We start from the raw sequence: 24,718 nt of genomic DNA, 5'->3' as shown, positions 1-24,718 counted from the left end.
TCGCACCGAGGGCGGTGCTCCTACGCAGAATATATCGGAGAAGCCCGAACCCACTGTAGGAGCACTCGCCTCGGGTGCGAATGCCTGCCGGCGGCGGAGTTGCCGGCAACCCGGTTCGCACCGGGGGCGGTGCTCCTACGTGGGGCATGGCCCAGGTACAAGGAGTGCAGCCGGGGGCGAAGGCTTACCCCATGACGCCGCCCCTGCTAACCCTGTATACTTGGCGGCTTTGACTTCTCTGCCATTATCGAGCTTTATGGAACTGGTCCGCGGCCTGCACAATCTGCGCTCCCGCTATCGTGGGTGCGTGGCGACAATTGGTAACTATGACGGCGTGCATGCCGGTCATCAGGCCATTCTCAAGCGCCTCAGGGCCCATGCCACCCGCGTCGGGCTGCCCGGCTGCGTGGTGATATTCGAGCCCCAGCCGCGTGAGTACTTCTCGCCGCAGAGCGCACCGCCGCGCCTGACCCGTCTGCGTGACAAGCTGGCGCTGCTGGAAGAGCAGGGCGTGGACCGGGTGCTGTGCCTGGCCTTCAACCGCCGCCTGCGCGAACTCAGTGCCGACGAATTCATTCAGCAGGTCTTGATCGATGGCCTCGGCGTACAGCATCTGGAGGTTGGTGACGACTTCCGTTTCGGTTGTGATCGCGCCGGTGACTTCAACCTCCTGAAGCAGTGGGGCCAGCGCAAGGGCTTTACCGTTGAGTCCGCCAGTACCGTAGCGGAGAGCGGCGAGCGGGTCAGCAGCACCCGGGTGCGTCAGGTGCTGGCCGATGGCGACTTTGCCCAGGCCGAGCGGCTGCTGGGGCGTCCCTTCAGCATCACCGGCCGGGTACTGCATGGCCAGAAGCTCGGCCGTCAGCTGGGCGCCCCGACCGCCAACGTGCAGCTCAAGCGTCTGCGGGCGCCGCTGAACGGCGTTTACCGGGTCAGCGTCGAGCTGGATGGAGTCCGCCAGCCGGGCGTGGCCAACATCGGCGCCCGCCCGACCGTAGAGGGCGACGGCCGACCGCACCTGGAAGTCCACCTGTTGGACTTCAGTGGCGACCTTTACGGTCGTCGCATCACAGTGGTATTTCATGAAAAACTGCGTGACGAACAGCGTTTCGACTCGCTGCAGGCCTTGCAGGACGCCATCAAGGCTGATTTCGACACCGCTCGTGCCCAATGGGCCGCCGAATTGAACAAGTGAGCCAGGACGATGACTGATTACAAAGCGACGCTGAACCTGCCCGCAACCGACTTCCCGATGAAAGCCGGTCTGCCTACCCGCGAGCCGGAAACCCTGAAACGTCTGGACAGCATCGGTCTCTACCAGAAAATCCGCGAGGTCAGCAAAGGGCGCCCGCAGTTCATCCTGCACGACGGCCCGCCCTACGCCAACGGCAGCATCCACATCGGTCACGCGGTGAACAAGATCATCAAGGACATGATCGTGCGCTCGCGCACCCTGTCCGGCTTCGACGCTCCCTATGTGCCCGGCTGGGATTGCCACGGCCTGCCGATCGAGCACAAGGTCGAAACCACCCACGGCAAGAACCAGCCCGCGGACAAGACCCGCGAACGCTGCCGTGACTACGCCGCCGAGCAGATCGAAGGGCAGAAGGCCGACTTCATCCGCCTCGGCGTGCTGGGCGACTGGGACAACCCCTACAAGACCATGGAGTTCCCCAACGAAGCGGGCGAGATCCGCGCGCTGGCGAAGATGGTCGAGGGCGGCTTCGTGTTCAAGGGCCTGAAGCCGGTCAACTGGTGCTTCGACTGTGGCTCGGCCCTGGCCGAAGCGGAAGTGGAATACCAGGACAAGAAGTCCGACGCCATCGACGTGGCCTTCGCCGTCGAGGATGCCGACAAGCTGGCCGCGGCCTTCGGTCAGGGCAATCTGGGCAAGCCCACCAGCATCGTCATCTGGACCACCACCCCCTGGACCATTCCCGCCAACCAGGCGCTGAACGTCCACCCCGATTTCATCTATGCCCTGGTCGACACCGGCGAGAAGCAGCTGGTGCTGGCCGAGGAGCTGGTCGAGTCCTGCCTGCAGCGTTACGGCCTGCAGGGCGCCATCATCGCCCGTTGCGAGGGCAGGGCGCTGGAGCACATCCGCTTCCGCCACCCCTTCTACGAGCGCTTCTCTCCGGTCTACCTGGCCGAATATGTGGAGACCGGCGCCGGGACGGGTATCGTTCACTCCTCGCCCGCCTATGGTGAGGACGACTTCCGTACCTGCAAGGCGTACGGCATGGAGAACGACGACATTCTCAACCCAGTACAGAGCAACGGCGTCTACGTCAGCGACCTGCCGTTCTTCGGCGGCCAGTTCATCTGGAAGGCCAACCCGAACATCGTCGCCAAGCTCGACGAAGTCGGCGCGCTGCTCAAGCACGAACCCATCCAGCACAGCTACATGCACTGCTGGCGCCACAAGACCCCGCTGATCTACCGGGCCACCGCCCAGTGGTTCGTCGGCATGGACAAGGTCGCCAGAGACGGCAGCACCCTGCGTGCCCGCGCGCTGGATGCCATCGAGCAGACCCAGTTCGTTCCGGCCTGGGGTCAGGCCCGTCTGCACGGCATGATCGCCGGTCGTCCGGACTGGTGTATCTCCCGTCAGCGCAACTGGGGCGTGCCGATTCCCTTCTTCCTGCACAAGGAGAGCGGCGAACTGCACCCGCGCACCGTCGAGCTGATGGAAGAAGTCGCCAAGCGCGTCGAGCAGGAAGGCATCGAAGCCTGGTTCAAGCTGGACGCGGCCGAACTGCTGGGCGACGAGGCCGAACAGTACGAGAAGATCAGCGACACCCTGGACGTGTGGTTCGACTCCGGGACCACCCACTGGCACGTGATGCGCGGCTCGCACCCCATGGGTCACGAGCAGGGCCCGCGTGCCGATCTGTACCTGGAAGGCTCGGACCAGCATCGCGGCTGGTTCCACTCCTCCCTGCTGACCGCCTGCGCCATCGATGGCCACGCGCCCTACCGCGGTCTGCTGACCCACGGGTTCGTGGTCGACGAGAACGGCCGCAAGATGTCCAAGTCGCTGGGCAACGTGGTTGCGCCCCAGGAAGTCAACGACAGCCTGGGTGCCGATATCCTGCGCCTGTGGGTATCCTCCACCGATTATTCGGGCGAGATGGCCGTCTCCAAGCAGATCCTGCAGCGTACTGCCGACGCCTATCGCCGTATCCGCAATACCGCCCGCTTCCTGCTGTCGAACCTCAACGGTTTCGACCCGGCCCGCGACGCCCTGGCCCCCGAGCAGATGCTCGACCTGGACCGCTGGGCAGTGGACCGCGCGCTGCTGGTACAGCAGGAGATCAGCGAAGCCTACGACACCTACAAGTTCTGGAACGTCTACCAGAAGGTGCACAACTTCTGCGTGCAGGAGCTGGGCGCCTTCTACCTGGACATCATCAAGGACCGCCAGTACACCACGGGTGCCGACAGCACCGCACGGCGCTCCTGCCAGACCGCCATGTACCACATCGCCGAAGCACTGGTGCGCTGGATTGCCCCCATCCTGGCCTTCACTGCCGAGGAAATCTGGCAATACCTGCCCGGCGAGCGCAACGAGTCGGTCATGCTCAACACCTGGTATGAAGGTCTGACCGCACTGCCCGAGGGCAGCGCCCTGGACCGCGCCTTCTGGGATCAGGTGCTGGAGGTGAAGATGGCCGTCAACAAGGAACTGGAAAACCTGCGCAACGCCAAGGTCATCGGCGGCAACCTGCAGGCCGAAGTCACCCTGTACGCCGACGACCAGCTCACCGCCACCCTGAACAAGCTCGGCGATGAACTGCGCTTTGTCCTCATCACCTCCGCCGCACGCGTCGCACCGCTGGCCGAAGCAGGCGAGGGCGCCGTGGACACCGACGTTACTGGCCTCAAGCTGAGCATCGTCAAGTCCGGCCATGGCAAATGCGTGCGCTGCTGGCACTTCCTGCCGGACGTCGGCACCCACGCCAACCACCCGGAACTGTGCGGCCGCTGCGTAACCAACATCGAAGGCCCCGGCGAGGTGCGTAAGCATGCCTGATCTGCGCCGCAGTGGACTGGTATGGCTTCTGCTCAGCGTTGCAGTCATCGCGCTGGACCTGCTGAGCAAATGGGTCGCCGAGTCGAGCCTGGACCTGTACCAGCAGGTGCCGGTAATCGACGGCCTGTTCAGCTTCACCCTGGCCTACAACACCGGCGCCGCGTTCAGCTTCCTGTCCGACGCCGGCGGCTGGCAGCGCTGGTTCTTCATCGCCATCGCGGTGGGCGTCAGTGGCCTGCTGCTGGTCTGGCTCGCCCGCCTGCCACGCAGCAAATGGCTTGAGTCAGTCGCCCTGGCGCTGATCCTCGGCGGCGCCCTCGGCAACCTGTACGACCGCATAGTGCATGGCCACGTGGTGGACTTCATCCTGGTGCACTGGCACCAGAGCTGGTACTTCCCCGCGTTCAATATTGCCGACAGTGCGATAACGGTGGGAGCGGTGATGCTGATAGTGGACATGTTCCGGCCCAATCGCGCCGAGGGCGGGGCTCCAGCAGCATAGGCCGGGGTGTGGTGCGGTCTGGGTTGTGGGAACGAGGCTTGGTTGGGGAGCGCGGTTTGGTTTTGTAGGAGCGCCGCCCCCGGCGCGAAGACCCTCGCCCCAAGGGCCCGGCTCCTGCAGAACAGAGGGCGAGTAAAGGGCTGGGAACAGGGGGACAATGAGTCCCCACCAAAGCAAAACGAGACAAACACATGACCGACATCATCCGAATTGGCCACGACACCGAAGTCACCCTGCACTTCACCCTGAAGCTGCCCAGCGGCGAAGTGGTGGACACCACCACCGGCAAGGCACCCGCCACCTTCAAGGTCGGTGATGGCAGCCTGCTGCCCGGCTTCGAGCAGTCCCTGTTCGGACTCAAGGCCGGTGACCAGCGCAGCTTCGTGATCGAGCCCGAGCGTGGCTTCGGTCCCGGCAGCCCGCAGAACATCCAGACCATGCCCCGTGACCAGTTCAGCGACATGGAGCTGGAGCACGGCCTGCTGATCATCTTCCGCGATGCCGCCGGTGGTGAAATGCCCGGCGTGGTCAAGGCCATCCATGACAACACCGTGGAGATCGACTTCAACCACCCGCTGGCGGGCAAGGACATCACCTTCGAGGTGGAAATCATTGCGGTGAAGGCTGTCTGAGGTAGAGTAACCAGACGTCCTGTCCAGATCCCAGTATTCGAGGAACAGCATGCAGATCAAACTGGCCAATCCACGCGGCTTCTGTGCCGGCGTCGACCGGGCTATCGAAATCGTCAACCGAGCGCTGGAAGTATTCGGTCCACCGATCTATGTGCGCCATGAAGTGGTGCACAACAAGTTCGTCGTAGAGGACCTGCGCAGCCGCGGCGCGGTGTTTGTTGACGAGCTGCATGAGATCCCCGATGACGTCATCGTCATCTTCAGCGCCCACGGCGTCTCCAAGGCCGTGCAGGACGAGGCCGCAGAACGGGGTCTCAAGGTGTTCGACGCCACCTGCCCGCTGGTCACCAAGGTGCATATGGAAGTACTGCGCTACAGTCGTGACGGCCGCGAGTGCGTGCTGATCGGCCACGCCGGACACCCGGAGGTGGAAGGCACCATGGGCCAGTACGACACCAGCAATGGCGGCACCATCTACCTGGTGGAAAACGAGGACGACGTCGCCCGTCTGCAGGTGAAGGATCCCAACCGCCTGGCCTTTGTCACCCAGACCACCCTGTCCATGGACGACACCGCCAGGGTCATCGACGCGCTGCGCAAGCACTTCCCGGCCATCGAAGGCCCGCGCAAGGACGACATCTGCTACGCCACCCAGAACCGCCAGGACGCAGTCAAGCAGCTGGCCGGCGAATGCGATCTGGTACTGGTCGTCGGCAGCCCCAACAGCTCCAACTCCAACCGCCTGCGCGAACTGTCCGACCGCATGGGCACACCCGCCTACCTGATCGACGGCGCCGACGAGATTCGTCCGGAGTGGCTGGAGGGTGTCAGCACCATAGGCGTCACCGCCGGCGCATCCGCGCCCGACATACTGGTGCAGCAGGTCATCCGGCATCTGCGCGACAGCGGCGCCGACAGCGTCACCGAACTGGCCGGCCGCGAGGAGAACATCGTCTTCAGCATGCCCAAGGAACTGCGGGTAGTGCAGCTCAACTGAGCAGGGTGCAAGGCATATCCCGGGAAGGACGAGCACCAGCTCGTCCACGGAGTTGCCGAGGCTCCCTCATCGAGTCGTTTTGGAACGCTGCCCCGGGAAGGACGAGCACCAGCTCGTCCGCGGTGCAGCAGGAGGACTCGCCCATCGAGCCACCAGGCACACTACGCTGTTCGCACCCGGGGCGGGTGCTCCTACAAGGCTGCGACGCCCGAGAGGGGCGAGCTCATCGAGTTCGATCGCGGCCCGTGGGCTCGACGTTCCCAGGCAGCGTGTACCCCCGGGGCGCAGCGCACCCGCGCTACGCCAACCCGAGCCGGTGCAACCCCGGGAAGGACGAGCACCAGCTCGTCCACCCCTCACTCTCCAGCCAAGTCCCACAACTGCCGAATCCCCGCCACTCCCTGCGCCCCCGCCTCAAACGCCTGTGACAGCTCCTGAGGCCCAAGCCCGCCCAACAGGTACACAGGCATGTTCACCGAGTCGATCAGCTCCCTGGCGCGCTCCCAGCCCAAATGGGCAGCGCCGGGGTGGCTCTGTGTGGGCAGCACAGGGGACAGGGTGACGAAATCCACCCCCAGCTCCGCCGCCATGACCAATTCCTCTGCATCATGGCAGGACGCAGCAAAAAGAGAAGCAGCCCGTCGCGCCGGGGGCACCGCTCCTACACCAGGAGAAGACCCTTGTAGGAGCGGCGCCCCCGCCGCGAATGATGCCTCCGCAGCGCACCGCTCCTCCCATATCTTCCGCAACTGCCTCCCGGTCAAATGCCACCCCACCCCCGGCCATTCCGGCGGCTCATCCCCTTTCAGCATCCACCGAAAGTCCGCCCCGAACCGCTCCAACACCCGCTCAACCAGTCCACGGTACGCACTGCCCGACAACTGGGTCTGGCGCAGCTGCACAAGCCGAATACCTGCGTCCTTCGCCCGTTGCAGACCCGCAAAAAGCGCCTGTTCATCCTTCATGTCAGGGGTGATCAGGTAGCATTCGGGCAACTGCGCCGCCCGCACAACAGGCGCATTGGCCGCAGGAAACTCATACTCATCCAGCCCAGCCGCCGTCACCCAGCGCACCGGCTGGCCTTCCGCCCCGTGGGCTTCACCATCAAAACCGGTTACCAACCACACATCCAGGCGAACCGACTTGTCCGTGTAGTCATGACGAATATCCAGCAGGGGCCGGGCTTGAGTAACAGTAACCCCCAGCTCCTCACGCAGCTCCCGCACCAGCCCATCAAACCGCTGCTCACCATCCTCCAGCTTGCCACCGGGAAACTCCCACAGCCCACCCTGATGAACATGGTCAGGACGTTTGGCAATCAGAATACGGTTCTGATCGTCGCGGATGACGGCAGCGATTACGTGAATACGGCGCATGGAGTTACTCAGGAAATGCAGGAGGGGAGGGGAAAGCCAACCAGCACGACATCGCCGGGCTTATAGGTCATCGTAGATGGCGTCTTCTTCGTTATCCCAGACCTTAGCGAAGGACTTTTCTGATGCGCAGGTGAAGTCGCGGGCTAGAGCGTCGTTTGATCTGCTTTGCCGCTGGCGCAGAAAATCGATGAAATCCTCGGCTTCGGCGCGGTGTTCGGGAGTCAGTAACGCCAGCTTGCGGATTATGTGCTGGACCTGAGAATCCATATCGCTAACCTCGTAGATGCTGTCGTCTGAGTTTAGGAGATTCCGAGACGGTTTCCCATACAGGCTGGGTATGCCGGGCTCACTGCTTCGGCACATCTTCGGAAAACACATCCTGCTCCAGCTCATCACCCGGAATCACATGCTCCTCGGCGGCCCAGGCGCCCAGATCGATCAGGCGGCAGCGGGGCGAGCAAAAGGGGCGCTCCGGAAAGCTCTCGTCCCAGGTAACCGGCGCCTTGCAGGTGGGGCATTCGACTGTTCTGGTCATGATCATTCTCCTCGTGCCAGTGCCAGATACTGTTGGTGCAGGGCATCGACCTGCGCATGCAGCGCGGCCAGATCCCGGTCATTCGCGATGACATCGTGGGCATGGCGCAGACGCTCCTCGCGCTGGGCCTGCGCTTTCAGAATGGCGCGCACCTGCTCCTCGGGCACATTGTCCCGCGCCGTGGTACGGGCAATCTGCAACGCCTCGGGCACATCCACCACCAGCACGCGCCGGGTCATCTGGTATTGGCCGGACTCCACCAGCAGGGGCGAGACCAGCAGGGCGTAGGGCGAGCGAGCCGAGGCCAGATCGGTGACGATCTCCTCGCGAATCAGCGGGTGCAGCAACTGCTCCAGCCAGCGCCGCTCATCCGGCACCTGAAACACCCGCTCACGCAGGGCTGCACGATTGAGCGAGCCATCCTCCTGCAATACCGCATCACCAAAGCGATCAACTATCTTCTGCAGCGCCGGCCGGCCAGGCTCCACCACCACCCGGGACTTGATGTCCGCATCCACCACATGAATGCCATGCGCCTGCTCAAACCGCGCCGCCGCAGCACTCTTGCCACTGCCAATGCCGCCGGTCAGGCCGATGATAAGTCTGTCAGAAAAAGTCATTGCGATACCAACCAGCCCTGCACAGTTCAAAGGGCGTCAGTATACGGAGAAAGGACGGCAGGGGTGTAGCGCACCGGCATCCCCATCATTCGCACCCGAGGCGGGTGCTCCTACACGAGTCGAGCCGCTTGCAGGGCACCTGAGGCTCCCCCCCCCCTACTGTAGGAGCACCCGCCCCGGGTGCGAACGCTCGCCGGCGGCGCCGGAGTCGCCGGCACACCCAATCGCACCGAGGCGGTGCTCCTACGGGCAAACTCCGTTGTAGGAGCACCCGCCGGGACGCCGGACCGCCCGGGTGCGAAGGATGGCCCAAAAAACCTCAAACCCCCTAAAACCCCGCAAACCTCAGATAACTCCCGGTAATCCAATCCCCCCAGATAATGGCAATCCACCCCGCTATCGCCAGATAGGGTCCAAAGGGCAGGGGAGTGGCATTGGAATCACCACGGCTCTTGAGAATGATGATGCCCAGCACGGCACCCACCAGCGAAGACAGCAGAATGGTCAGCGGCAACACCTGCCAGCCACCCCAAGCCCCGAGCATGGCCAGCAGCTTGAAGTCGCCATAACCCATGCCTTCCTTGCCAGTGACCAGCTTGAACACCCAGTACACAGTCCACAGGCTCAGATAACCGCACACCGCACCCCAGAGCGCGGAATGGATGTCCGTAAACAGACCGGTACTGTTGATGATCAGCCCCAGCCACAGCATCGGCAGCACGATGGAGTCCGGCAAAAGCTGGGTATCGGCGTCAATCAGGCTCAGCGAGATCAGGGACCAGGTCAGCAGCAACATCGCACCTGCTTCCCAGCCGAAGCCAAACTGCCAAGCCACCACACCGCTCAGAACCGCAGTCAGCAATTCAACCAACGGATAGCGAACACTGATCCGCTCCCGACAGTTGCCGCAACGGCCCCGTAACAAGGCATAGCTGATCAGCGGCAGATTCTGCCAGGGCTTGATCTCGGCGTCACAGTGAGGGCAATGGGAGTGGGGCAGAATCAGGTTATAGGTGGGGCGATCCGGCTGCACGGCATCGGGATGCAGTATTTCCTCAGCCTGCCGTTTCCAGTCCCGTTCCATCATGAGCGGCAAACGGTGGATGACTACGTTAAGAAAGCTGCCGACGATCAGGCCCAGCAGTACGCAAAGCAAAGCAAAGGCCTGCACGTGGCTGGCCATATATTCAATTAGGTTCATGGGTCAGACAACGGCGCCCAGCTGGAAGATTGGCAGGTACATGGCGATGATCAGACCTCCGATCAGAACACCGAGAACGGACATGATCATGGGTTCAAGCAAGGTAGTCAGGTTATCCACCTTGTTGTCCACCTCTGCCTCGTAGTAATCCGCCACTTTCTCCAGCATGCCATCCAGGTTACCTGACTCCTCGCCAATTCCCGCCATCTGAATTGCCAAGGTTGGGAAGACGTTGGTGGTACGCATGGCAAAGTTGAGCTGAGTACCGGCAGAAACGTCACGCTTGATGTCATTGACAGCGTTGTAGAACACCACGTTACCTGCAGCACCCGCCACAGAATCCAGAGCCTGAACCAGCGGCACCCCTGCAGCAAAAGTGGTTGAGAGTGTTCGCGCATAGCGCGCAACCGCAGCTTCATAGACGATCTGGCCGACAATGGGAGCCTTCAGAAGAGCGCGGTCCTGAGCATCCCTGAAAGGTTTTGATCTCCGATTGATCTGGGTGTAAGCCCATCCGATCACAATGATCCCGATCAGAATGATAAACCACCAGGATTGCAGCCACTCAGACAAGCCGATCACCATCAGCGTAAAGCCCGGAAGGTCAGCACCGAAGTTTGCGAATACCTCCTTGAACTGCGGGACTACCTTAAGCAATAGAATCGCTGTAACCACGACCGCGACGACAATGACCGCGATCGGATAGGTCATGGCCTTCTTGATCTTGGCCTTCAGAGCCTCGGTTTTTTCCTTGTAAGTTGCGATCCTGTCCAGCAGCGCTTCCAAACGACCCGATTGCTCGCCGGACTCGACGAGGCTGCAGAACAGATCATCAAAGTACTGGGGATGCTTCGCCAGCGAGGCAGCCAGAGTATTACCGGCCGCCACGTCTGTCTTGATTTCATTTATTAACTTGGCGAAATTCGGGTTCGAAGTGCCTTCGGCAATGATCTCGAAGGACTGCACGATGGGAACACCCGAGCTCATCATGGTTGCCAGCTGGCGGGTGAAGAAGGCGATATCCAGGGGAGTGATCTTCTTGGCACGCCCGCCAAAAAGCGTGGACTTCTTATGGATCTTTGTAACAAGAACGCCCTGCTTGCGCAGATGGGCTTTGACCAGCGCCTGGTTGGTGCCTTGGATTTCACCGGCGACCTTGTTACCTGACCGGTCTTTACCTTCCCATTTGAACGGATAGACTTTCTCGATCTTGGGCTTTTTAGCCGGTTTGGCCGCGGGCCGGGTAGTCCTTTTCACTGCTGCTTGCTGGGCCATGACTTAATCCTTGGTCACTCGGTTCACTTCCGCCAGGCTGGTGACGCCCTGTTCCACCTTCATCAGGGCGGACTGGCGCAGGTTCCTGAATCCTTCACTCTGGGCGACGTCGGAAATCTGAATGGAGTTGCCGTCTTCCATGATAATGCGTTGCATGGCCGGCGTGATCCTGACGACTTCATAGATCCCGACTCGACCTTTATAACCGTCCTGACAATTTTCGCAACCCACCGGGCCGTAAATCGTTAACCCGCTGGCAATTTTTTCCTCGGTGAAGCCTTCTTCCAGCAACGTTTCGCGTGGCACATCCATGGGCTTTTTGCAGTGAGAACACAGGCGGCGGGCAAGTCGCTGGGCAATGATCAGGTTGACCGAGGTAGCAATGTTGAAGGAGGGGACCCCCATATTGCGCAGACGAGTCAGCGTCTCTGCCGCGCTGTTGGTGTGCAGGGTCGACATCACCATGTGGCCGGTCTGTGCTGCCTTGATCGCGATCTCGGCCGTTTCCAGGTCTCGGATCTCACCCACCATGATCACGTCAGGGTCCTGGCGAAGGAAGGCGCGCAGCGCCTGGGCAAAATCCAGACCCTGCTTGGGGTTGACGTTGACCTGGTTGATGCCTTCCAGGTTGATTTCGACCGGGTCTTCTGCCGTGGAAATGTTCCGTTCCATGGTGTTCAGGATATTGAGCCCGGTATACAAAGATACCGTCTTACCCGAGCCGGTAGGGCCGGTCACCAGAATCATGCCCTGGGGCTTGTTCAAGGCCTCCAGGTACATCTGCTTCTGGTCATCCTCATAGCCCAGGGCATCGATGCCCATCTTGGCGCTGTCCGAGTCCAGAATACGCAGCACGACCTTCTCACCCCACAGGGTGGGCAGGGTGTTGACCCGGAAGTCGATGGACTTGTTCTTGGAGATCTTCAGCTTGATCCGTCCGTCCTGTGGCTTGCGTCGTTCGGCAAGGTCCATGTTGGACATGACCTTGAGGCGGGCAGCAAGCTTGGTGCCGAGCTGAACAGGTGGCCGAGCGGCTTCGTGCAACACGCCGTCCGTTCTGAAGCGTATGCGGTACATCTTTTCATAGGGCTCGAAATGCAGGTCTGATGAACCTTTCTTCACAGCGTCCAGTAGCATCTTGTTGATGAAACGGACGACAGGAGCATCTTCAGTATCCTGGCCGCTGTCACTGCGCTTGTCGTCATCAACGACCGCTTCCACGTCAAGGCCATCCAGATCGGCGTCTTCCATCTCGCCAAAGCCGGAATTGCCGGCACTGTCCAGATACTTATCGATAGCGATGCGCAGCTTGTCATCTTCAACAACCACCGCATCGGTCATCAGGCCGGTGTTGAACTGGATATCACTCAGGGCTTGCTGATTGGTAGGGTCTGAAAGGGCAAGAAACAGGCGATTACCGCGCTTGTATAAAGGCAGCACCGAGTGCTGGCGGATCAGCTTTTCACTGACCAGATTCACCTCAGGCTGGCTGTCCCGGTCCAGCGCGGTCAGATCAAGAAAGGGGTAGCCAAACTCCTCGGCGCAGACCAGCGCCAGATCACGGGCCTTGGCCAGCTTGTTCTGCACCAGATAGGTAATAAGAGGAATCTTGTCCTGGCTGGCCTGTTTGCTGGCCTTTCCAGCGGTTTGTGCATCCAGCAGTTCTTCCTGAACAATTCTCCGGGCCAGGCCGGAAAGAACGGGCGTATCCATAGGCAAGGTCAATCTCGATCCGGTTAGGGGCATCATGCCCACACTGATTATGCCGACTATAGTACAGCAACCCACTTGCCTACAAAGCACACATTCAGCCCCGAGTGCAGCTGTGCCGGGTTGGCGAGCACCTGCTCGACGACAGTGTGGCTATCAGGCTGACAAAAAGTGTCACCTTTTGCCGATGCTGGTCGGCCTGATCTGGCCCGTTGAGCTCTCTAAAGCTTCTTCTGTGAGACTGCCACTGTCCATCTCCGGAGAAAATCGCAGCCTGAGAGGGCTGGCCGGGCACCTCATCACTTTTTGGCACGATTCCTGCTTTGGTTTCGTCAGCCCAACGGCTATCTAAAAACCAAACGGAGTTGAGAAATGAAAGCTCAAATGCAGAAAGGTTTTACCCTTATTGAATTGATGATCGTGGTTGCGATCATTGGTATTCTGGCTGCTATCGCACTGCCAGCTTATCAGGACTATACCGGTCGTGCTCAGGCATCTGAAGCTTTGACTCTGACTGCTGGTGTGCGGGCGGATATTGCTGTGCAAGCTGCTGAACAGGGTGGGCTGTCCAGTGTTACGGTTGCGGGCATCAGTAGCCTGAAAGGGAAATATGTGTCGAAGGTTGAGACTGCAGGCGCAGGGGTAATCACCGCCACTTTCACAGGAGGTGTTCTGGATGGGGAAACGATGACTATTACTCCTACACTGAGCACTACTGGTCAGATAGAGAAGTGGGTGTGTAGCGGTTCTCTGGAAGAGAAGTTCATCCCCTCCGGTTGTAAGAACTAAATACGCCTGTATAAAGAAGGCATCCTCAGTCATATTGATTGTGGGTGCCTTTTTTGTGAATTATACAATGCGTTTGCTGATAGCTATTTCATTTTCTAGCCTTGCCTTATCTTGGCTGCTTCCCCATCATTATGCGCCCTGGATGACTGCCTTTCAGGATGCGCTGGCAATCATGTCAGTACTGATACTGGCGCTGTATTTTTCGCTGCGGGACAGGCTGTACTTCCCACCCATAGTACCGGTGTTTTTCTTTGTCCTGCTTATTCCCCTGATCCAGGCGTGGACCGGGCTGGTCCGGTTCTGGGGCGATGCCTGGATCAGCTTTATTTATCTATCGAGTTTTTGCCTGGCATTTCTGGTTGGTTACAACTCAGCAGAGGCACGGCAGGGGCAGCAGCGTCTGCTGGACTGGTTATTTGCAAGCCTGATTATTGGCGCCATTCTGTCTCTGATCCTGGCTACCCGTCAGTGGCTCTATCAGCCTGCGGGTGTGTGGGGGATTGATATTGTCGGTCGCAGGCCCAGTGGCAACATGGCCCAGCCAAACAACTTTGCCAGTCTGTTATGCATGGCGGTATGTGGTGCACTTTATTTCTACGAGCGTAGAGTGATCGGCAAGGCCGTTACCGCGCTATTGGTTGTTGTGCTGTTATTCGGTATCGCGCTGGCGCAATCCAGAACCTCCTGGGTGGTGGCGCTGTTTTTTCTCGGTTTCATGGCGTACGCCGGGCGCGCCATAAGGTTCAGAACCCGTTTCGGGGCTGCGGTGCTGGGAGTGGGCTTGTTGACCTGCTTCGTGGCGAGCCTGCCGCTAGTGTCGGAATGGCTTCTCCTGACCAGCCCCGACTTGCTTGATCGAGTCAAGCAGGCGCAGAGACTGGAGCTGTATCAGATGTTTACGGCTGCGATACTGCAGGGTGGGGTATGGGGTTACGGCTGGACTCAGGTCGCTCTGGCGCAACTGGCAGTTGCACCTGATTATCTACTGGGTCTGCGAGCCTCCCAGACCCACAATCTGCTGCTGGATATCATTCTCTGGAACGGCCCGATTCTGGGTGCTGGGATTATTGTTGCGCTGGGCATCTGGATATTCAGGCTCTGTTCACGACTGCGCACGCCATCAGCTTTCTTCGTGCTGATGGCGTTCTTCTGTCTCCTGATTCACGGCATGCTTGAGTATCCATTGGAGTATGCCTTCTTCCTGATGCCGGCAGGATTGCTGCTTGGTCGAGTTTCCAGTGAGGTTGAAAAACCGTTGGCCAGCATGCCTCGTTGGTTGGGGGTAGCAATGGTGCTGACTCTTGCTCTGCTTGGCGGACGGGCCATATATGAGTATGTCCAACTAGAAAATGAGTACCGTCAGGTGCGTCTGGAGTCGGTCAAGGTCATTCCGAAAGAGGAGAACCGAGTATTGCCTCAAGTCCTGGTTGTTGATCAGATTGAGGCGATGGTCAAGGTATTCAGAATGGAAGTACGGCCTGGTCTGTCCAGCGCTGAACTGGATTTTATAGGCAAAACGGCGCATCGCTACCCCAACCATTATCTATTGAATTTCTATGCCTTGAATCTGGTAGAGAACGGCTGTGTCGATATGGCTTACCAGCAGCTTGTTCTCATTCGCGCTCTGTATGGTAATAAAGAGTACGAGGTGAGCAGGGAGCAGGTTGAGTCGCGTTTGGGCATTTCCCCAAGGGATCAGCGTTATAGTTGCCCGATAAGGTGATCAATAATCAGTGCAGAAAAGCATTAGGCTCATGCTATGCCATCAAGAGTGATAGCGCGCAGTGATTGGGGTGACGGTCAAAAAAGAAAATTTCGTGTTGTTAGCTGCGAGCGCTACCGTTTAAGGGTGCCGGTAACGCTCGCCAATTTTTACTTCCAACAGTCTTCCACTGTTTTGCTTCCACTGGCTCCCTTGTCACCCACGCCATTAAGTGTGAGGTTGCCGCAGCCAGTATCCCCAAACGTCTGGGTGCCAGTCAGTAAATAACCGCCATCATCATTTCCACCTTGGGCGACCGTGAGGTTGTACTTGCCTGTTTCAGAAGAATGGCTGCCACCATAAAGGTCCGCGACAGAAGTTGCGTAGGCGCCATTCTGGGCTCGGTAACGCTCTTGACGGGCTGCAGCTGCGACCAGCATGGCTTGACCCTCTGCCCTGTTACCGCGCAGCACATGCTCGCGGTAGCTGGGCAGGGCGACGGCAGCCAGGATGCCGATTATTGCTACGACTATCATCACCTCGATCAGTGTAAAACCGCGTGACCTGCACATGTTGATCAGGCTCATTCCTCTACCTCCAACGGCATAGCGTTCCATGTTTCACGGCCATGAGTTCTGGCTGCGGGTGCGAAGCCTACAACGCCTTCTACGTCAATAACACTGCCGTCCCGGGTCAGGGTGATGGGCGACCGAGTAAAGTAGCCACTGGGAGCAGTGCCGTCCCTGGTATCCTGCAGGTTGTGCCTGCCATCCCGGTTGAAGTCGAATGTGGCGTGCTTGGTGCGGGCGCCGGTATGGGCGTTGATCGCATAGGCCCAATAGGTTGCACCATCGGCACAAGGGTCTGAATTGGGTGTCAGGGTGCCGAACAGGAGTGTATCGCCCCGTGCTGACATACGCTGAATCATCATTTCGCCTTCCTTGCTGTTACCAACTTCTAGGTCGACGTACCAGCCCCATTTCTGAACACTGCTGTTATCGGCTTCGTCAGCTTCGGCAGTGCCCTCGGGGTACCACTGGACAGGGTTGTCTGTGATGTAGCGCAGGTTCCAGCTAACGTTGCTGCCGCCGTCATTCGAGAAGCTGGTAACAGTCTCCTCAATGATATCCTGTGCCTGCAGGTTTGCGCGGGTCAGGTTGGTTGGGCGGCTGCCTGTCTGGGCTTTAGTCAGCCTGTCCCAGATACCGTATACGCTGTTTGCCTTTGTGGTATCCGGTGCGGCATCGTCGTTCTCGAAGTACTTGCCGGTTCCAAAAAGGACCAGATACCCCAAACGCGTGGGGTGACGTACCAATGAGGGCGGGGAAGTGATGGCCTGTACCTGGCCACCGGAATACCTGGCCTTGTACAGCGGGTTGCCTCCATAGGAGACTACGTAGTTGTTTGCCGTAACGTTGGTCTGGTTATCACGACTGAAGGGGTCGCCGCTGATGTTCTGATTGGTGGTCTTGACCAGGTCAAAGCGCCAGAGATTGCCCTGCAGATCCCCTGCATAGGCATAATCAACCAGACCATCGCCGTTGTTGTCCGCGCCTCTGACACTGGACAGTCCGTTCGCACCATTCAGGCCCTCGTCTACAACCAGTTCCTTGATCAGGCTGCCATCAGCGATATTGATAATGAATAGCGAGGCGACGTCTTCAGCGCTGTCGTAGCCATTGCCTTGCAGGACTGCCCATTCGCCGCTGTGCAGGCGAACAATTTCCGGCTCGGGAAAGCTGTAACCGAGGTTTTCATATCCTTCATCCTCGTTGGTGATTTCCCACAGCAGTTTTACGCCACCACCCTCCGGGCCCGGATCGGTGATATCGAGGGCAAAAATGGATCGGCCTCCTGCTTTCAAGGTGCCTACCAGTACCGTTCTCCACTGACCATTGATATATACGTCGCGGATGACAGGGGTGCCGTCGACATAGAAGCGGTGCCCGCCACCCTTGTAGCTCTGTCCGGTCAGTCTTGGCATGTTTTCCAGTACCGCTTTCGGAACGAATGCAAAAACTTCGCGGCCGTCAGCGGTAGAAAGAGCGTGCAGCATACCGTCGTTGGCGCCGACATAGATGAGTTCCGGGCGGTTCTTGTGTTCTTGCTGGAATGCGAGATAGTCGCCTGGATTTCCGTCAATGCGGTCGGCCAGATAGGGCAGGTACTCAGGAGCACCAAGGACTACCGGGGTGGCATTGATGATATCCCCGAGCACGGAGCTGCGGCGCCGGAACTGGTTGTCAGCGTTGCCTTCCTTATCACGTGCGCCTCTCAGATAGGCCACGCGATCTGCGCCTCTGTTATCGGCTGTATTGCTCAGGCTGTCAGGGTTGCGGTTGAAGATGGTTTTGATATCAGAGGGCAAGTTCGAGTAGGTAAACTCGATCAGGCCGGTTGCCCCAGCGCCGCCACCCATATAGATATTCCGGCTACCTTGAGCATCGATCGCTGTGCGGGCAGACCACTTCTGAGTGCGCGTATAGGTGCCATCAAGGTTTCGGGTAATAATCGCGTGTTTGACGTCCCCGGACCAGTCTTCACTGTTGAACTCGGGGAAGAATGCCCGGTTTTCAGTAGTGAAACTGAAGTTATCGTTTTCATCGTTCGCCGTGACCGAGGTGGTCGCACCGGCAGCTGCGGCCGTTGCAGTACGCTCGGCAATGCGGTTGATGATGTCGTTGAACGCCTTGATCATGTCTTCCGGACGCTCAACGCTGAAAAACTCTCCACGTGAGTTGATTGCTGCGTGCCAGAGGTCGTAGACGTTATTGCTACTGCTTTCACTGGCAGCAGGCCAGTTTTTTGTTCCGCTGAGCAGGTTCTCATAGCCCCCGGTGAAGGTATTGCCGTCCCATTCCAGACCGCTCTGTTTGAGGCTCTGGCTCAACCCAAGACCCATGGTGTAGTTAACCATGTGCTGCCAAGTGGCCGGGTTGTTTCTGGGATCCCAGTTTTCACCTGCTCCTTTGTAGGGCATGAAAGGCTTCAGGTCATTAGCCAGGGTGGGCCTGAGGTCGGTGGCCCAATAGTGCATGGCCAGGTCGGCGAGAGTGTTATTTGTACTGTCTTTGTACGGGCGCTGGCCATTATATTGGCCAATGCCAGGTAGTGTGAAGCTGGCACCGTCATGCCGGAAAGTTCCACTCGGACTGCCATCAGCACCGTTCCACATCCCGTCTGACATCATTACATGGAACGCTGGCCGGCACGCATACTCCGGCGATTGGACGGTGCTGCCTCTGCCGCCATTATTAGTTATAGGGTTAGGGTTGTAGGCCCAGGCGTCACTGGTTTGCAATAGCTTTCCAGCATTATCCAGGGCTTGCCGGAGCGGCGTCCCGGTATCGAACTTTACATCGCTGAGCCACTTGAAGAAGTTACCCTTGTGGCGAGCTGTGTAGGTTCTGAGGTAGTTGTTCTGGCAGTTACTGCTGTTCAGGGTGCAATTTGCAAGGTCCTGCCACGTAAATCGAATGGACGACGGCAGGTCGTTAAAGGCCAGGTTGGCAGCGGTCAGGGTAGCCAATGCGCGGGTACGATAAAACGAGTACCAGATGGCAAAGTTTTCTTGCTCGCTCGGTCCGACATCTACCTTGCGATAGCAGTTGTCGTTATCAATGTTCTTGTTTGTACTGCACTGGGTGGTGTCATAGACGTAGTAGTACGCAGGGACTCCGCTTTTACGCTTGTCAAATCCGTTGTGGCCGGATATGTAGAAGTCGCTGCTGGGATTCTCTGCCAGATTGTAAACTCTACCAGTTGGGGCAGAATAACTTGTGTAGTCATTATAGTCATAGTTGCGGCTGGCATCGATATACCAGTTCCAAGTAACTTTGTAGTTTTTGCTGAGGTCTACTGACCCTCGGCCAGGCTGGTAGCCATTATGGTACGCTTTTTTAAAGCTTGTGCTATAGCCAGGGTCGGCAACTGTGCCATCACTGTTGATTTTTACAGGCAGCTGATAGCTAACTTCTGGATTGTAGTAAAGAGGGTTGAAGGTGGATGATTTGACCCGCCGGGTATTTCGCAGATTACTGTCGTTCACACCCATGCTGTCTGGCACAAAAGCCCAGTTCATACTACCGGAACTATCCAGTGTGAAAATCAGGTTGGGGGCTACTGACTCGATCAGCATCAGTGGCTGCTGACTGACTGCGGCGTGGTTGATACCGCTAAAGCAGAGCAGGCTGAAGAATCCAGCGCTGAATAATGTTTGACTAACAAGTGAAAAAGGCTTCATGGCTTGCTGTCCTTGATTCAGTTGTAGATACGGAAAACGGTGCCGCGCAGACGGGTCTCGCTGTCGTTTCTGACGGCGTTGCTGTTTACCTCGTAGCGGAATGTTCCGAGACCCAGCAGCATGTTCCCGTATTCGGGATTTTCGGCTTCCCCTTCGCTTGCACCGCCCGGTGCAGGGAGTGCGTACCAGTTAATGGATTCATTGAAAGTTGTCGTCTCGTCGGGTGAGTAGGACTTGAAGTGCCCGGCGGTATCAAAGTCCTGGCCGTACTGGGGCTGCATATTCAACAGACAAGGCGCGGTAACCGCGTTCGTGCAGGTGCTTACGGCATTGAGTGGCCTCAGTGCTGCCTCCGGACCGTATCTTCCCGGGATGGGGATCAGAGTGCCGATTGTTCGGTATTCGGCATCCTTCAGTCCTGCTTCAGCGGCATTGAACAGGTTGCGTTGATCGACCATGTTGCTGGTAATGCGGGAATCCAGAGCCACTTCACGCATATTGGTGACTGCCAGTGTGGTGAGGATGAGCAGGAAAACGAGCGCGACAACCAACACGGCGCCCCTTTGTTTGCCTGTTTCGGAGTATGTGAGGTTCTTCATAACTTAATTCCTCAGGGTGACCGTGTTCTCGACAGCCAGATACAGCGCTCTGTCAGGGGCGGTAGCGTTGTTTTCGGAATACCATTTGGCGCGCCAATCGCGATAGACCGGATTGACGGTGCTATCGGCGAGGCTCAGGGAGCGGCTTTTCAGGAGCACGGCATAACGTACCGAGCGAATCACTTCACCGTCATCCGGCGCATCAGTAAACTTCTGGGTGTCTCTGATGCCCTCATCTTCGCTGACTCCAAAGCTCAGCTTTATATCGGCCATGTTTGCGATCAGCGGGCTGCCGTTACAGAACAGTGAGTTGTTGGCTACCTGTAGTTCAACTGTCACAGGGTCGACAGAGGAGTAGGGGGCAGCACTGCCGTTGACCACCTCGCCAGAGCAAACCGTCATTGTCGGTAGGGCTGGCTGATATCTCAGACAGATGCGCTGATCTTCAACGTCGAAGTTTAGGGTCTCACCCCGGCCAAACGAGCAGTCCCCCTCTGTGGCGGGACGGAATACTTCGCTCGCTGTCCGGTCAGGGCGGGTACGATAGCCGGCTCTATAAAGCTCTTCTTCAAGAAGCAGAATCGCATAACGAGCACTTTCTATATTGTCCGATTGACCTTGCTGAAAAACGTAGTTTCTCTTGTTGTCAATATAGACCTGAGTAATACCCAGAATGAGCAGCGAGCTCAGGACCAGGGCTACCATCAGCTCGATCAAGGACAGACCCTTTTGGCTATTCATGGTGGAAGGCTCCCTGCTCATATCTGTGTTCTGAAAGTAAAGGTGCACAAGGTGTTCCCAAGCTCATCGGCACTGGCATCCAGACAGCCCTCACCAGAGGCGTCCCAGGCGAGGCGGACCTCCAGGGCTGCGCCATCAGGGTCACAGACACCGGGGGTACTTGAAATACAGGCGCGGAAATGGGCGCCCAAAGTGTCAGCGCCGGGTAGGAGGTTGCGCGCTTTTCTGGCCCAGCAGCCCACCTGATCCTCAAGCAAATCGTCCTGATCTATTTCAAGGCAGGTTCCGCTGGCGCTGGCCGGGAGAGAGTTGAACAGGAAGGGGGAGTTGTTCTCCAGAATGCCACCGGGTGTCGCCCGGATAATTTCCAGAAGCTCGTTGGCGAGGGTAGCAGCATGGGTGCGTTCGACGGAGTCTATAGAGTACTGGATGGCCCTGCCTTGCATGCCCAGCATGCCCAGCAAGCCGATGGTTATGAGAAGGACTGTGATCAGCACTTCAAGCAGGCTGAAGCCGCGGTTATTCATGTGTTTCATACAGAGCAACTCCCCAGGGCATTGCCGTCAGCGTTTTTGCCTTTGTGGTGGAGAACGGTCGAGCCGCTGGCCGATACGGTAATTAAGCGCCCTGTGGCGGCATTACCCTCGACGCAAATCACTGCGCGGAAGTTGGCCGGGGTGGCAGTTCCATTGAAGCGATAACTGAGCTGCCCTGCCGTTGTGTCGAGGCTTATATTGTTGCCGGTCTGCAGAGTTGATGATCTGAGCTTGGTGCCCCCTGCAGCATTTGCGCGCACTTCGACCACACCGGTGCTGGCATCAATGATGACGAAGGTGTCGATCTTGCGGATTACGGCTTCACTGCGAGCATATTGCAGGAGTGCATTGAGCTCTTCGGCCTGTGACTCTGCGCGATTGTCCCTTATCAGCGTACTCAGGTTGGGCACGGCTATGAAGGCCACAATGGCGAGGATGGCCAGCACCACCATCAGCTCTATCAGGGTAAATCCTTTAACACGAGTCATCCGTCACCCTCCTTTCAGTGCCTGCACTATATGTTGGCCTTCCGACAAGATGGAGTTTATCGCGATGACCGGTTGTTTATCGGGGACGAATCGTCATTTCGGGAATTTTTATTGTGATTTCAAGGGGGTGGAGGGCGGAGGGATGGTTCGCACCCGGGGCGGGTGCTCCTACGGTTACGGGGGGAGTTTGGTTTTGTGGTAGGGGCACTGCCGGGTCGTGGGACCGCTTGGTGCGAAGGGGGTTGGCATTGATTCGCACCCGGGGCGGGTGCTCCTACGGTCCGGGGGGATTCGGTTTTTTGGTAGGGGCTCTGCGGGGTCGTGGGACCGCCCGGTGCGAAGGGGTGGGCATTGATTCGCACCCGGGGCGGGTGCTCCTACGGTCCGGAGGTGAATTCGGTTTTTTGGTAGGAGCGGGTGTTCGTGTCTGCCTCTGATCAGTCCAGATCATCCAGGGTGACTGTGATGTCCTGGCGGGATACGTCGACTTTCCAGAAGGTATAGGTGTCACCGTCCTCGTCCTTCAGCTGGATGTCGAAGATGGGGCTGTTGTATCCGCGCAGGTTGACTCTTTGAGTGGTGCCGTTGCGCATTACGTCATTGCCCAGTACGTCTTCTTCCCAGCTCTTGGATTTGGCGGGGCTGACGTACATGTACATGATGGTGTAGCCGGTGCGGTTGGTGATGTCCACGTAGTAGTCGGCGGCAAGGGCGGTGCTGGCGAACAGCATGATCAGGGCGGCAAGAGCCAGTCGGTAGAGGCGCATATGGATAAGTCCTTTTGGTCAGACAGGTTACCCGGGTGGGCGGTTGGGTTCTCTTGGTTGGGCGCGGCGCAATTGAAGCACAAATGCTTGAGACTGGTATAGCACAATGGTGCCAGATTGCCTTTCATTCAGCGGGTCGATTTGCTGCGCTGAGGCTGGCGATATTCGGGCGGGACGGATAGTCTCGATTGGACGAACAATAACAAGAATTCAGCGAGCGGCATCATGATCAGATCAACAATACTGGGGGTGACCTTGGCTTCCTTACTGATTTCCGGCCAGGCTGGTGCGGTGGAGCTTCCCGATCCCGCGTCGGTGCGTACCGATCGTCTGCAACTGATGCAGGGCTTTCCTCCTGCGGCGGACAAGCAGATTACCCAGGCCTCCTTTATGCGGCCCTACCCGAACCCGCGCTGGAGTTTCCACCACGCCCGCGAGTTCTTTCCGTCCCGCCGGGTGGCCCGGGGGAATGAGGGTGTCTACGTTCTGCCCCGTGCCGAGGGGCAGGAGCAGCGCATTGCCGGTCTGACCTTCACCGGGCCGGAGGGTCGGGAGATGACCTTCCAGCAGTATCTGGATGAGACCTACGTGGACGGCGTGCTGATCATGCAGCACGGCAAGGTGCTGTTCGAGCAGTATGAGCCGGGGGTGGATGAGAGCGAGCCGCATATTCTCTGGTCGGTGACCAAATCCGTGGTGGGCCTGCTGGCCACCCAGCTGATCGCCGAGGGCGCGCTGGACCCGGAGGCGCTGGTTACCAGCTATGTGCCCGAGTTGGCGGAGAGCGGCTGGAAGGGCGCGACTGTGCAGCAGGTGCTGAACATGACCGCAGATATCGATTACAGCGAGGTCTATGCCGATCGCAACTCGGATGTGGTCAAGTATTCCCTGGCGGCTGGCATGGCACCGGTGCCCCAGGACTATGCCGGGGCCAGGGATCTCTACAGCTATCTGCCCACCATAGGCGCGGGGCCGGATGAACACGGCGTTGCCTTCCGCTACCGCACTACTCATACCGAGGTGCTTGGCTGGATTCTGCGCCGGGTAACGGGGCTGTCGACCGCAGCGCTGATCGAACAGCGGATCTGGAGCAAGCTGGGTGCCGAGCAGGATGGCTACATGTTGCTGGACGCCAAGGGTGCGGAATGGGCGGGCGCCGGTTTCAACGTCACCCTGCGTGATCTGGCCCGCTTTGCCGAGATGGTGCGTCTGGAAGGCAAGTTCAATGGTCATCAGGTAGTCAGTCCCGAGGTGATCCGCACTATCCGTGAGGGGGCCGACCGGGAGGCGTTCAAGGCGGCGGGGCGGGATTATCAGCCGGGCTATTCCTACCGCAACCAGTGGTGGATCAGTCACAACCCTGACGGCGCCTTCGAGGCAATGGGTGTCCATGGTCAGATGATTCATATCAATCCGGCGGTGGGTCTGGTGATGGTGCGGCTGTCGTCCCACCCGATTGCCAGCAGCGGCCAGACCATGCCCTACACCATTCCGGCCATGGCGGCGCTGGCGGATCTGTTGCGTTAGGCTGGCTTTCAGTCGGAGGGGCGTGAGGGGCGGGCCAATGGTCTGCCCCTTGCCGCGGCGCACTATGCAGTAGCCCCTGCCCGGGGTGAAAATGCAGCACGCGGTCTGCCGCTGATTGGCAGCCGACTGTTCATAATGCCGACTCGCTCACAGCGAGCGGTGACGCGATAGGGAATAATGCCCGGGCCGTAGTTCGCTGTAACGGCAATACCGTTACTGAACAAGGACCTGCGGATGTTCTCCCCCGCCAATGAAGCCCACTTCACCCTGGACCTGCCCGGCCTCGAGCACGACTTCCGGGTGCTGTCGTTCCGCGCTCACGAAGCCATCAGCCAGTGCTACCGCATCGAACTGCAGCTGGTCAGTGACCAGCCGGACCTGGATCTGGAGGCCCTGCTGCAGCGCAATGCCTGGCTGGGTATTCAGCATGGCGAAGGCGAGG

At 58.7% G+C, this 24,718-nt stretch carries 23 protein-coding genes; 9 read left to right on the top strand and 14 right to left on the bottom strand.

The features are described from left to right. Nucleotides 1–256: 256 nt before the first annotated feature. The 5 genes from ribF (at nucleotide 257) to ispH (ending at nucleotide 6,167) form a co-directional block, all read left to right on the top strand. The gene (ribF, locus tag BM046_RS13840) at nucleotides 257–1,195 is read left to right on the top strand and encodes a bifunctional riboflavin kinase/FAD synthetase (RefSeq protein WP_090540487.1); all 939 of its coding nucleotides are present in this window, start codon (nucleotides 257–259) and stop codon (nucleotides 1,193–1,195) included. Between the two features lie 9 nt (nucleotides 1,196–1,204). Beyond that, nucleotides 1,205–4,036: an isoleucine--tRNA ligase gene (gene ileS / locus BM046_RS13835; protein WP_090540485.1), complete on the top strand. Its 2,832-nt coding sequence runs from the start codon at nucleotides 1,205–1,207 to the stop codon at nucleotides 4,034–4,036. After that, complete coding sequence (lspA, locus tag BM046_RS13830; protein ID WP_090540483.1) at nucleotides 4,029–4,538, top strand: signal peptidase II; 510 nt, start codon at nucleotides 4,029–4,031, stop codon at nucleotides 4,536–4,538. Before ileS ends, lspA begins: the two co-directional genes overlap by 8 nt. Before the next feature lie 191 nt (nucleotides 4,539–4,729). Then, a complete protein-coding gene (gene fkpB / locus BM046_RS13825) occupies nucleotides 4,730–5,170 on the top strand; it encodes an FKBP-type peptidyl-prolyl cis-trans isomerase (protein ID WP_090540481.1) in 441 nt (146 codons plus the stop codon). Between the two features lie 49 nt (nucleotides 5,171–5,219). After that, nucleotides 5,220–6,167 carry a 4-hydroxy-3-methylbut-2-enyl diphosphate reductase gene (gene ispH / locus BM046_RS13820; protein ID WP_090540479.1) on the top strand — a complete coding sequence of 316 codons (948 nt, stop codon included), beginning with the start codon at nucleotides 5,220–5,222 and terminating at the stop codon, nucleotides 6,165–6,167. A gap of 356 nt (nucleotides 6,168–6,523) precedes the next feature. Here ispH and BM046_RS13815 read toward each other — a convergent pair whose 3' ends face one another. The 7 genes from BM046_RS13815 to pilB all read right to left on the bottom strand — a co-directional run bounded on the left by BM046_RS13815 (nucleotide 6,524) and on the right by pilB (nucleotide 12,887). Then, the gene (locus tag BM046_RS13815) at nucleotides 6,524–7,543 is read right to left on the bottom strand and encodes a Nudix family hydrolase (protein ID WP_090540477.1); all 1,020 of its coding nucleotides are present in this window, start codon (nucleotides 7,541–7,543) and stop codon (nucleotides 6,524–6,526) included. Between the two features lie 60 nt (nucleotides 7,544–7,603). Further along, complete coding sequence (locus tag BM046_RS13810; RefSeq protein ID WP_090540599.1) at nucleotides 7,604–7,810, bottom strand: toxin-antitoxin system, antitoxin component, Xre family protein; 207 nt, start codon at nucleotides 7,808–7,810, stop codon at nucleotides 7,604–7,606. A gap of 79 nt (nucleotides 7,811–7,889) precedes the next feature. Continuing rightward, entirely contained in the window at nucleotides 7,890–8,078 is a 189-nt protein-coding gene (gene yacG / locus BM046_RS13805) for a DNA gyrase inhibitor YacG (protein ID WP_090540474.1), read from the bottom strand. Between the two features lie 2 nt (nucleotides 8,079–8,080). After that, complete coding sequence (gene coaE, locus BM046_RS13800; protein WP_090540472.1) at nucleotides 8,081–8,698, bottom strand: dephospho-CoA kinase; 618 nt, start codon at nucleotides 8,696–8,698, stop codon at nucleotides 8,081–8,083. Between the two features lie 328 nt (nucleotides 8,699–9,026). After that, nucleotides 9,027–9,899, bottom strand: a complete 873-nt coding sequence (locus BM046_RS13795; RefSeq protein ID WP_090540470.1) for a prepilin peptidase — start codon at nucleotides 9,897–9,899, stop codon at nucleotides 9,027–9,029. 3 nt (nucleotides 9,900–9,902) lie between these two features. Further along, nucleotides 9,903–11,174 carry a type II secretion system F family protein gene (locus BM046_RS13790; protein ID WP_090540468.1) on the bottom strand — a complete coding sequence of 424 codons (1,272 nt, stop codon included), beginning with the start codon at nucleotides 11,172–11,174 and terminating at the stop codon, nucleotides 9,903–9,905. Nucleotides 11,175–11,177: 3 nt separating this feature from the next. Beyond that, nucleotides 11,178–12,887 (bottom strand): type IV-A pilus assembly ATPase PilB, encoded by a 1,710-nt coding sequence (pilB, locus tag BM046_RS13785; RefSeq protein ID WP_090540466.1) that lies wholly within the window; start codon nucleotides 12,885–12,887, stop codon nucleotides 11,178–11,180. A 369-nt stretch (nucleotides 12,888–13,256) separates the two neighbouring features. On the opposite strand from pilB, the gene BM046_RS16435 reads away from it, so the two are divergent. After that, entirely contained in the window at nucleotides 13,257–13,673 is a 417-nt protein-coding gene (locus BM046_RS16435; RefSeq protein WP_090540464.1) for a pilin, read from the top strand. Between the two features lie 67 nt (nucleotides 13,674–13,740). Then, a complete protein-coding gene (locus BM046_RS13775) occupies nucleotides 13,741–15,396 on the top strand; it encodes a PglL family O-oligosaccharyltransferase (protein WP_090540462.1) in 1,656 nt (551 codons plus the stop codon). Nucleotides 15,397–15,545: 149 nt separating this feature from the next. On the opposite strand, the gene BM046_RS13770 is transcribed toward BM046_RS13775, so the two are convergent. From BM046_RS13770 to BM046_RS13740, 7 genes are all read right to left on the bottom strand, one after another. Further along, nucleotides 15,546–15,962 carry a type IV pilin protein gene (locus BM046_RS13770; protein WP_328586353.1) on the bottom strand — a complete coding sequence of 139 codons (417 nt, stop codon included), beginning with the start codon at nucleotides 15,960–15,962 and terminating at the stop codon, nucleotides 15,546–15,548. Next, entirely contained in the window at nucleotides 15,959–19,618 is a 3,660-nt protein-coding gene (locus BM046_RS13765; protein WP_090540460.1) for a pilus assembly protein, read from the bottom strand. The genes BM046_RS13770 and BM046_RS13765 overlap by 4 nt, the downstream gene beginning before the upstream one ends. A gap of 17 nt (nucleotides 19,619–19,635) precedes the next feature. Then, nucleotides 19,636–20,217, bottom strand: a complete 582-nt coding sequence (locus tag BM046_RS13760) for a PilX N-terminal domain-containing pilus assembly protein (RefSeq protein ID WP_090540458.1) — start codon at nucleotides 20,215–20,217, stop codon at nucleotides 19,636–19,638. A gap of 3 nt (nucleotides 20,218–20,220) precedes the next feature. Next, the gene (locus BM046_RS13755) at nucleotides 20,221–20,958 is read right to left on the bottom strand and encodes a PilW family protein (RefSeq protein WP_090540595.1); all 738 of its coding nucleotides are present in this window, start codon (nucleotides 20,956–20,958) and stop codon (nucleotides 20,221–20,223) included. 17 nt (nucleotides 20,959–20,975) lie between these two features. Next, nucleotides 20,976–21,494 carry a type IV pilus modification protein PilV gene (gene pilV, locus BM046_RS13750; protein ID WP_090540457.1) on the bottom strand — a complete coding sequence of 173 codons (519 nt, stop codon included), beginning with the start codon at nucleotides 21,492–21,494 and terminating at the stop codon, nucleotides 20,976–20,978. Then, the gene (locus tag BM046_RS13745; protein WP_090540453.1) at nucleotides 21,491–21,982 is read right to left on the bottom strand and encodes a GspH/FimT family pseudopilin; all 492 of its coding nucleotides are present in this window, start codon (nucleotides 21,980–21,982) and stop codon (nucleotides 21,491–21,493) included. Before BM046_RS13745 ends, pilV begins: the two co-directional genes overlap by 4 nt. A 437-nt stretch (nucleotides 21,983–22,419) precedes the next feature. Next, nucleotides 22,420–22,749 carry a hypothetical protein gene (locus BM046_RS13740; RefSeq protein WP_090540451.1) on the bottom strand — a complete coding sequence of 110 codons (330 nt, stop codon included), beginning with the start codon at nucleotides 22,747–22,749 and terminating at the stop codon, nucleotides 22,420–22,422. A 225-nt stretch (nucleotides 22,750–22,974) separates the two neighbouring features. Between BM046_RS13740 and BM046_RS13735 the strand changes: the two genes are divergently transcribed. Both BM046_RS13735 and BM046_RS13730 read left to right on the top strand, forming a co-directional pair. After that, the gene (locus tag BM046_RS13735) at nucleotides 22,975–24,276 is read left to right on the top strand and encodes a serine hydrolase domain-containing protein (RefSeq protein WP_090540449.1); all 1,302 of its coding nucleotides are present in this window, start codon (nucleotides 22,975–22,977) and stop codon (nucleotides 24,274–24,276) included. Between the two features lie 234 nt (nucleotides 24,277–24,510). Continuing rightward, nucleotides 24,511–24,718 (top strand): hypothetical protein (locus tag BM046_RS13730; protein WP_143084203.1); only part of this gene is annotated, 208 nt, incomplete at its 3' end.

This window comes from Halopseudomonas formosensis (assembly GCF_900115905.1).
Taxonomy (GTDB): domain Bacteria; phylum Pseudomonadota; class Gammaproteobacteria; order Pseudomonadales; family Pseudomonadaceae; genus Halopseudomonas; species Halopseudomonas formosensis.
Note: the sequence above shows the minus strand (reverse complement) of the source record. Positions and strands in the feature narration are given on the sequence as shown.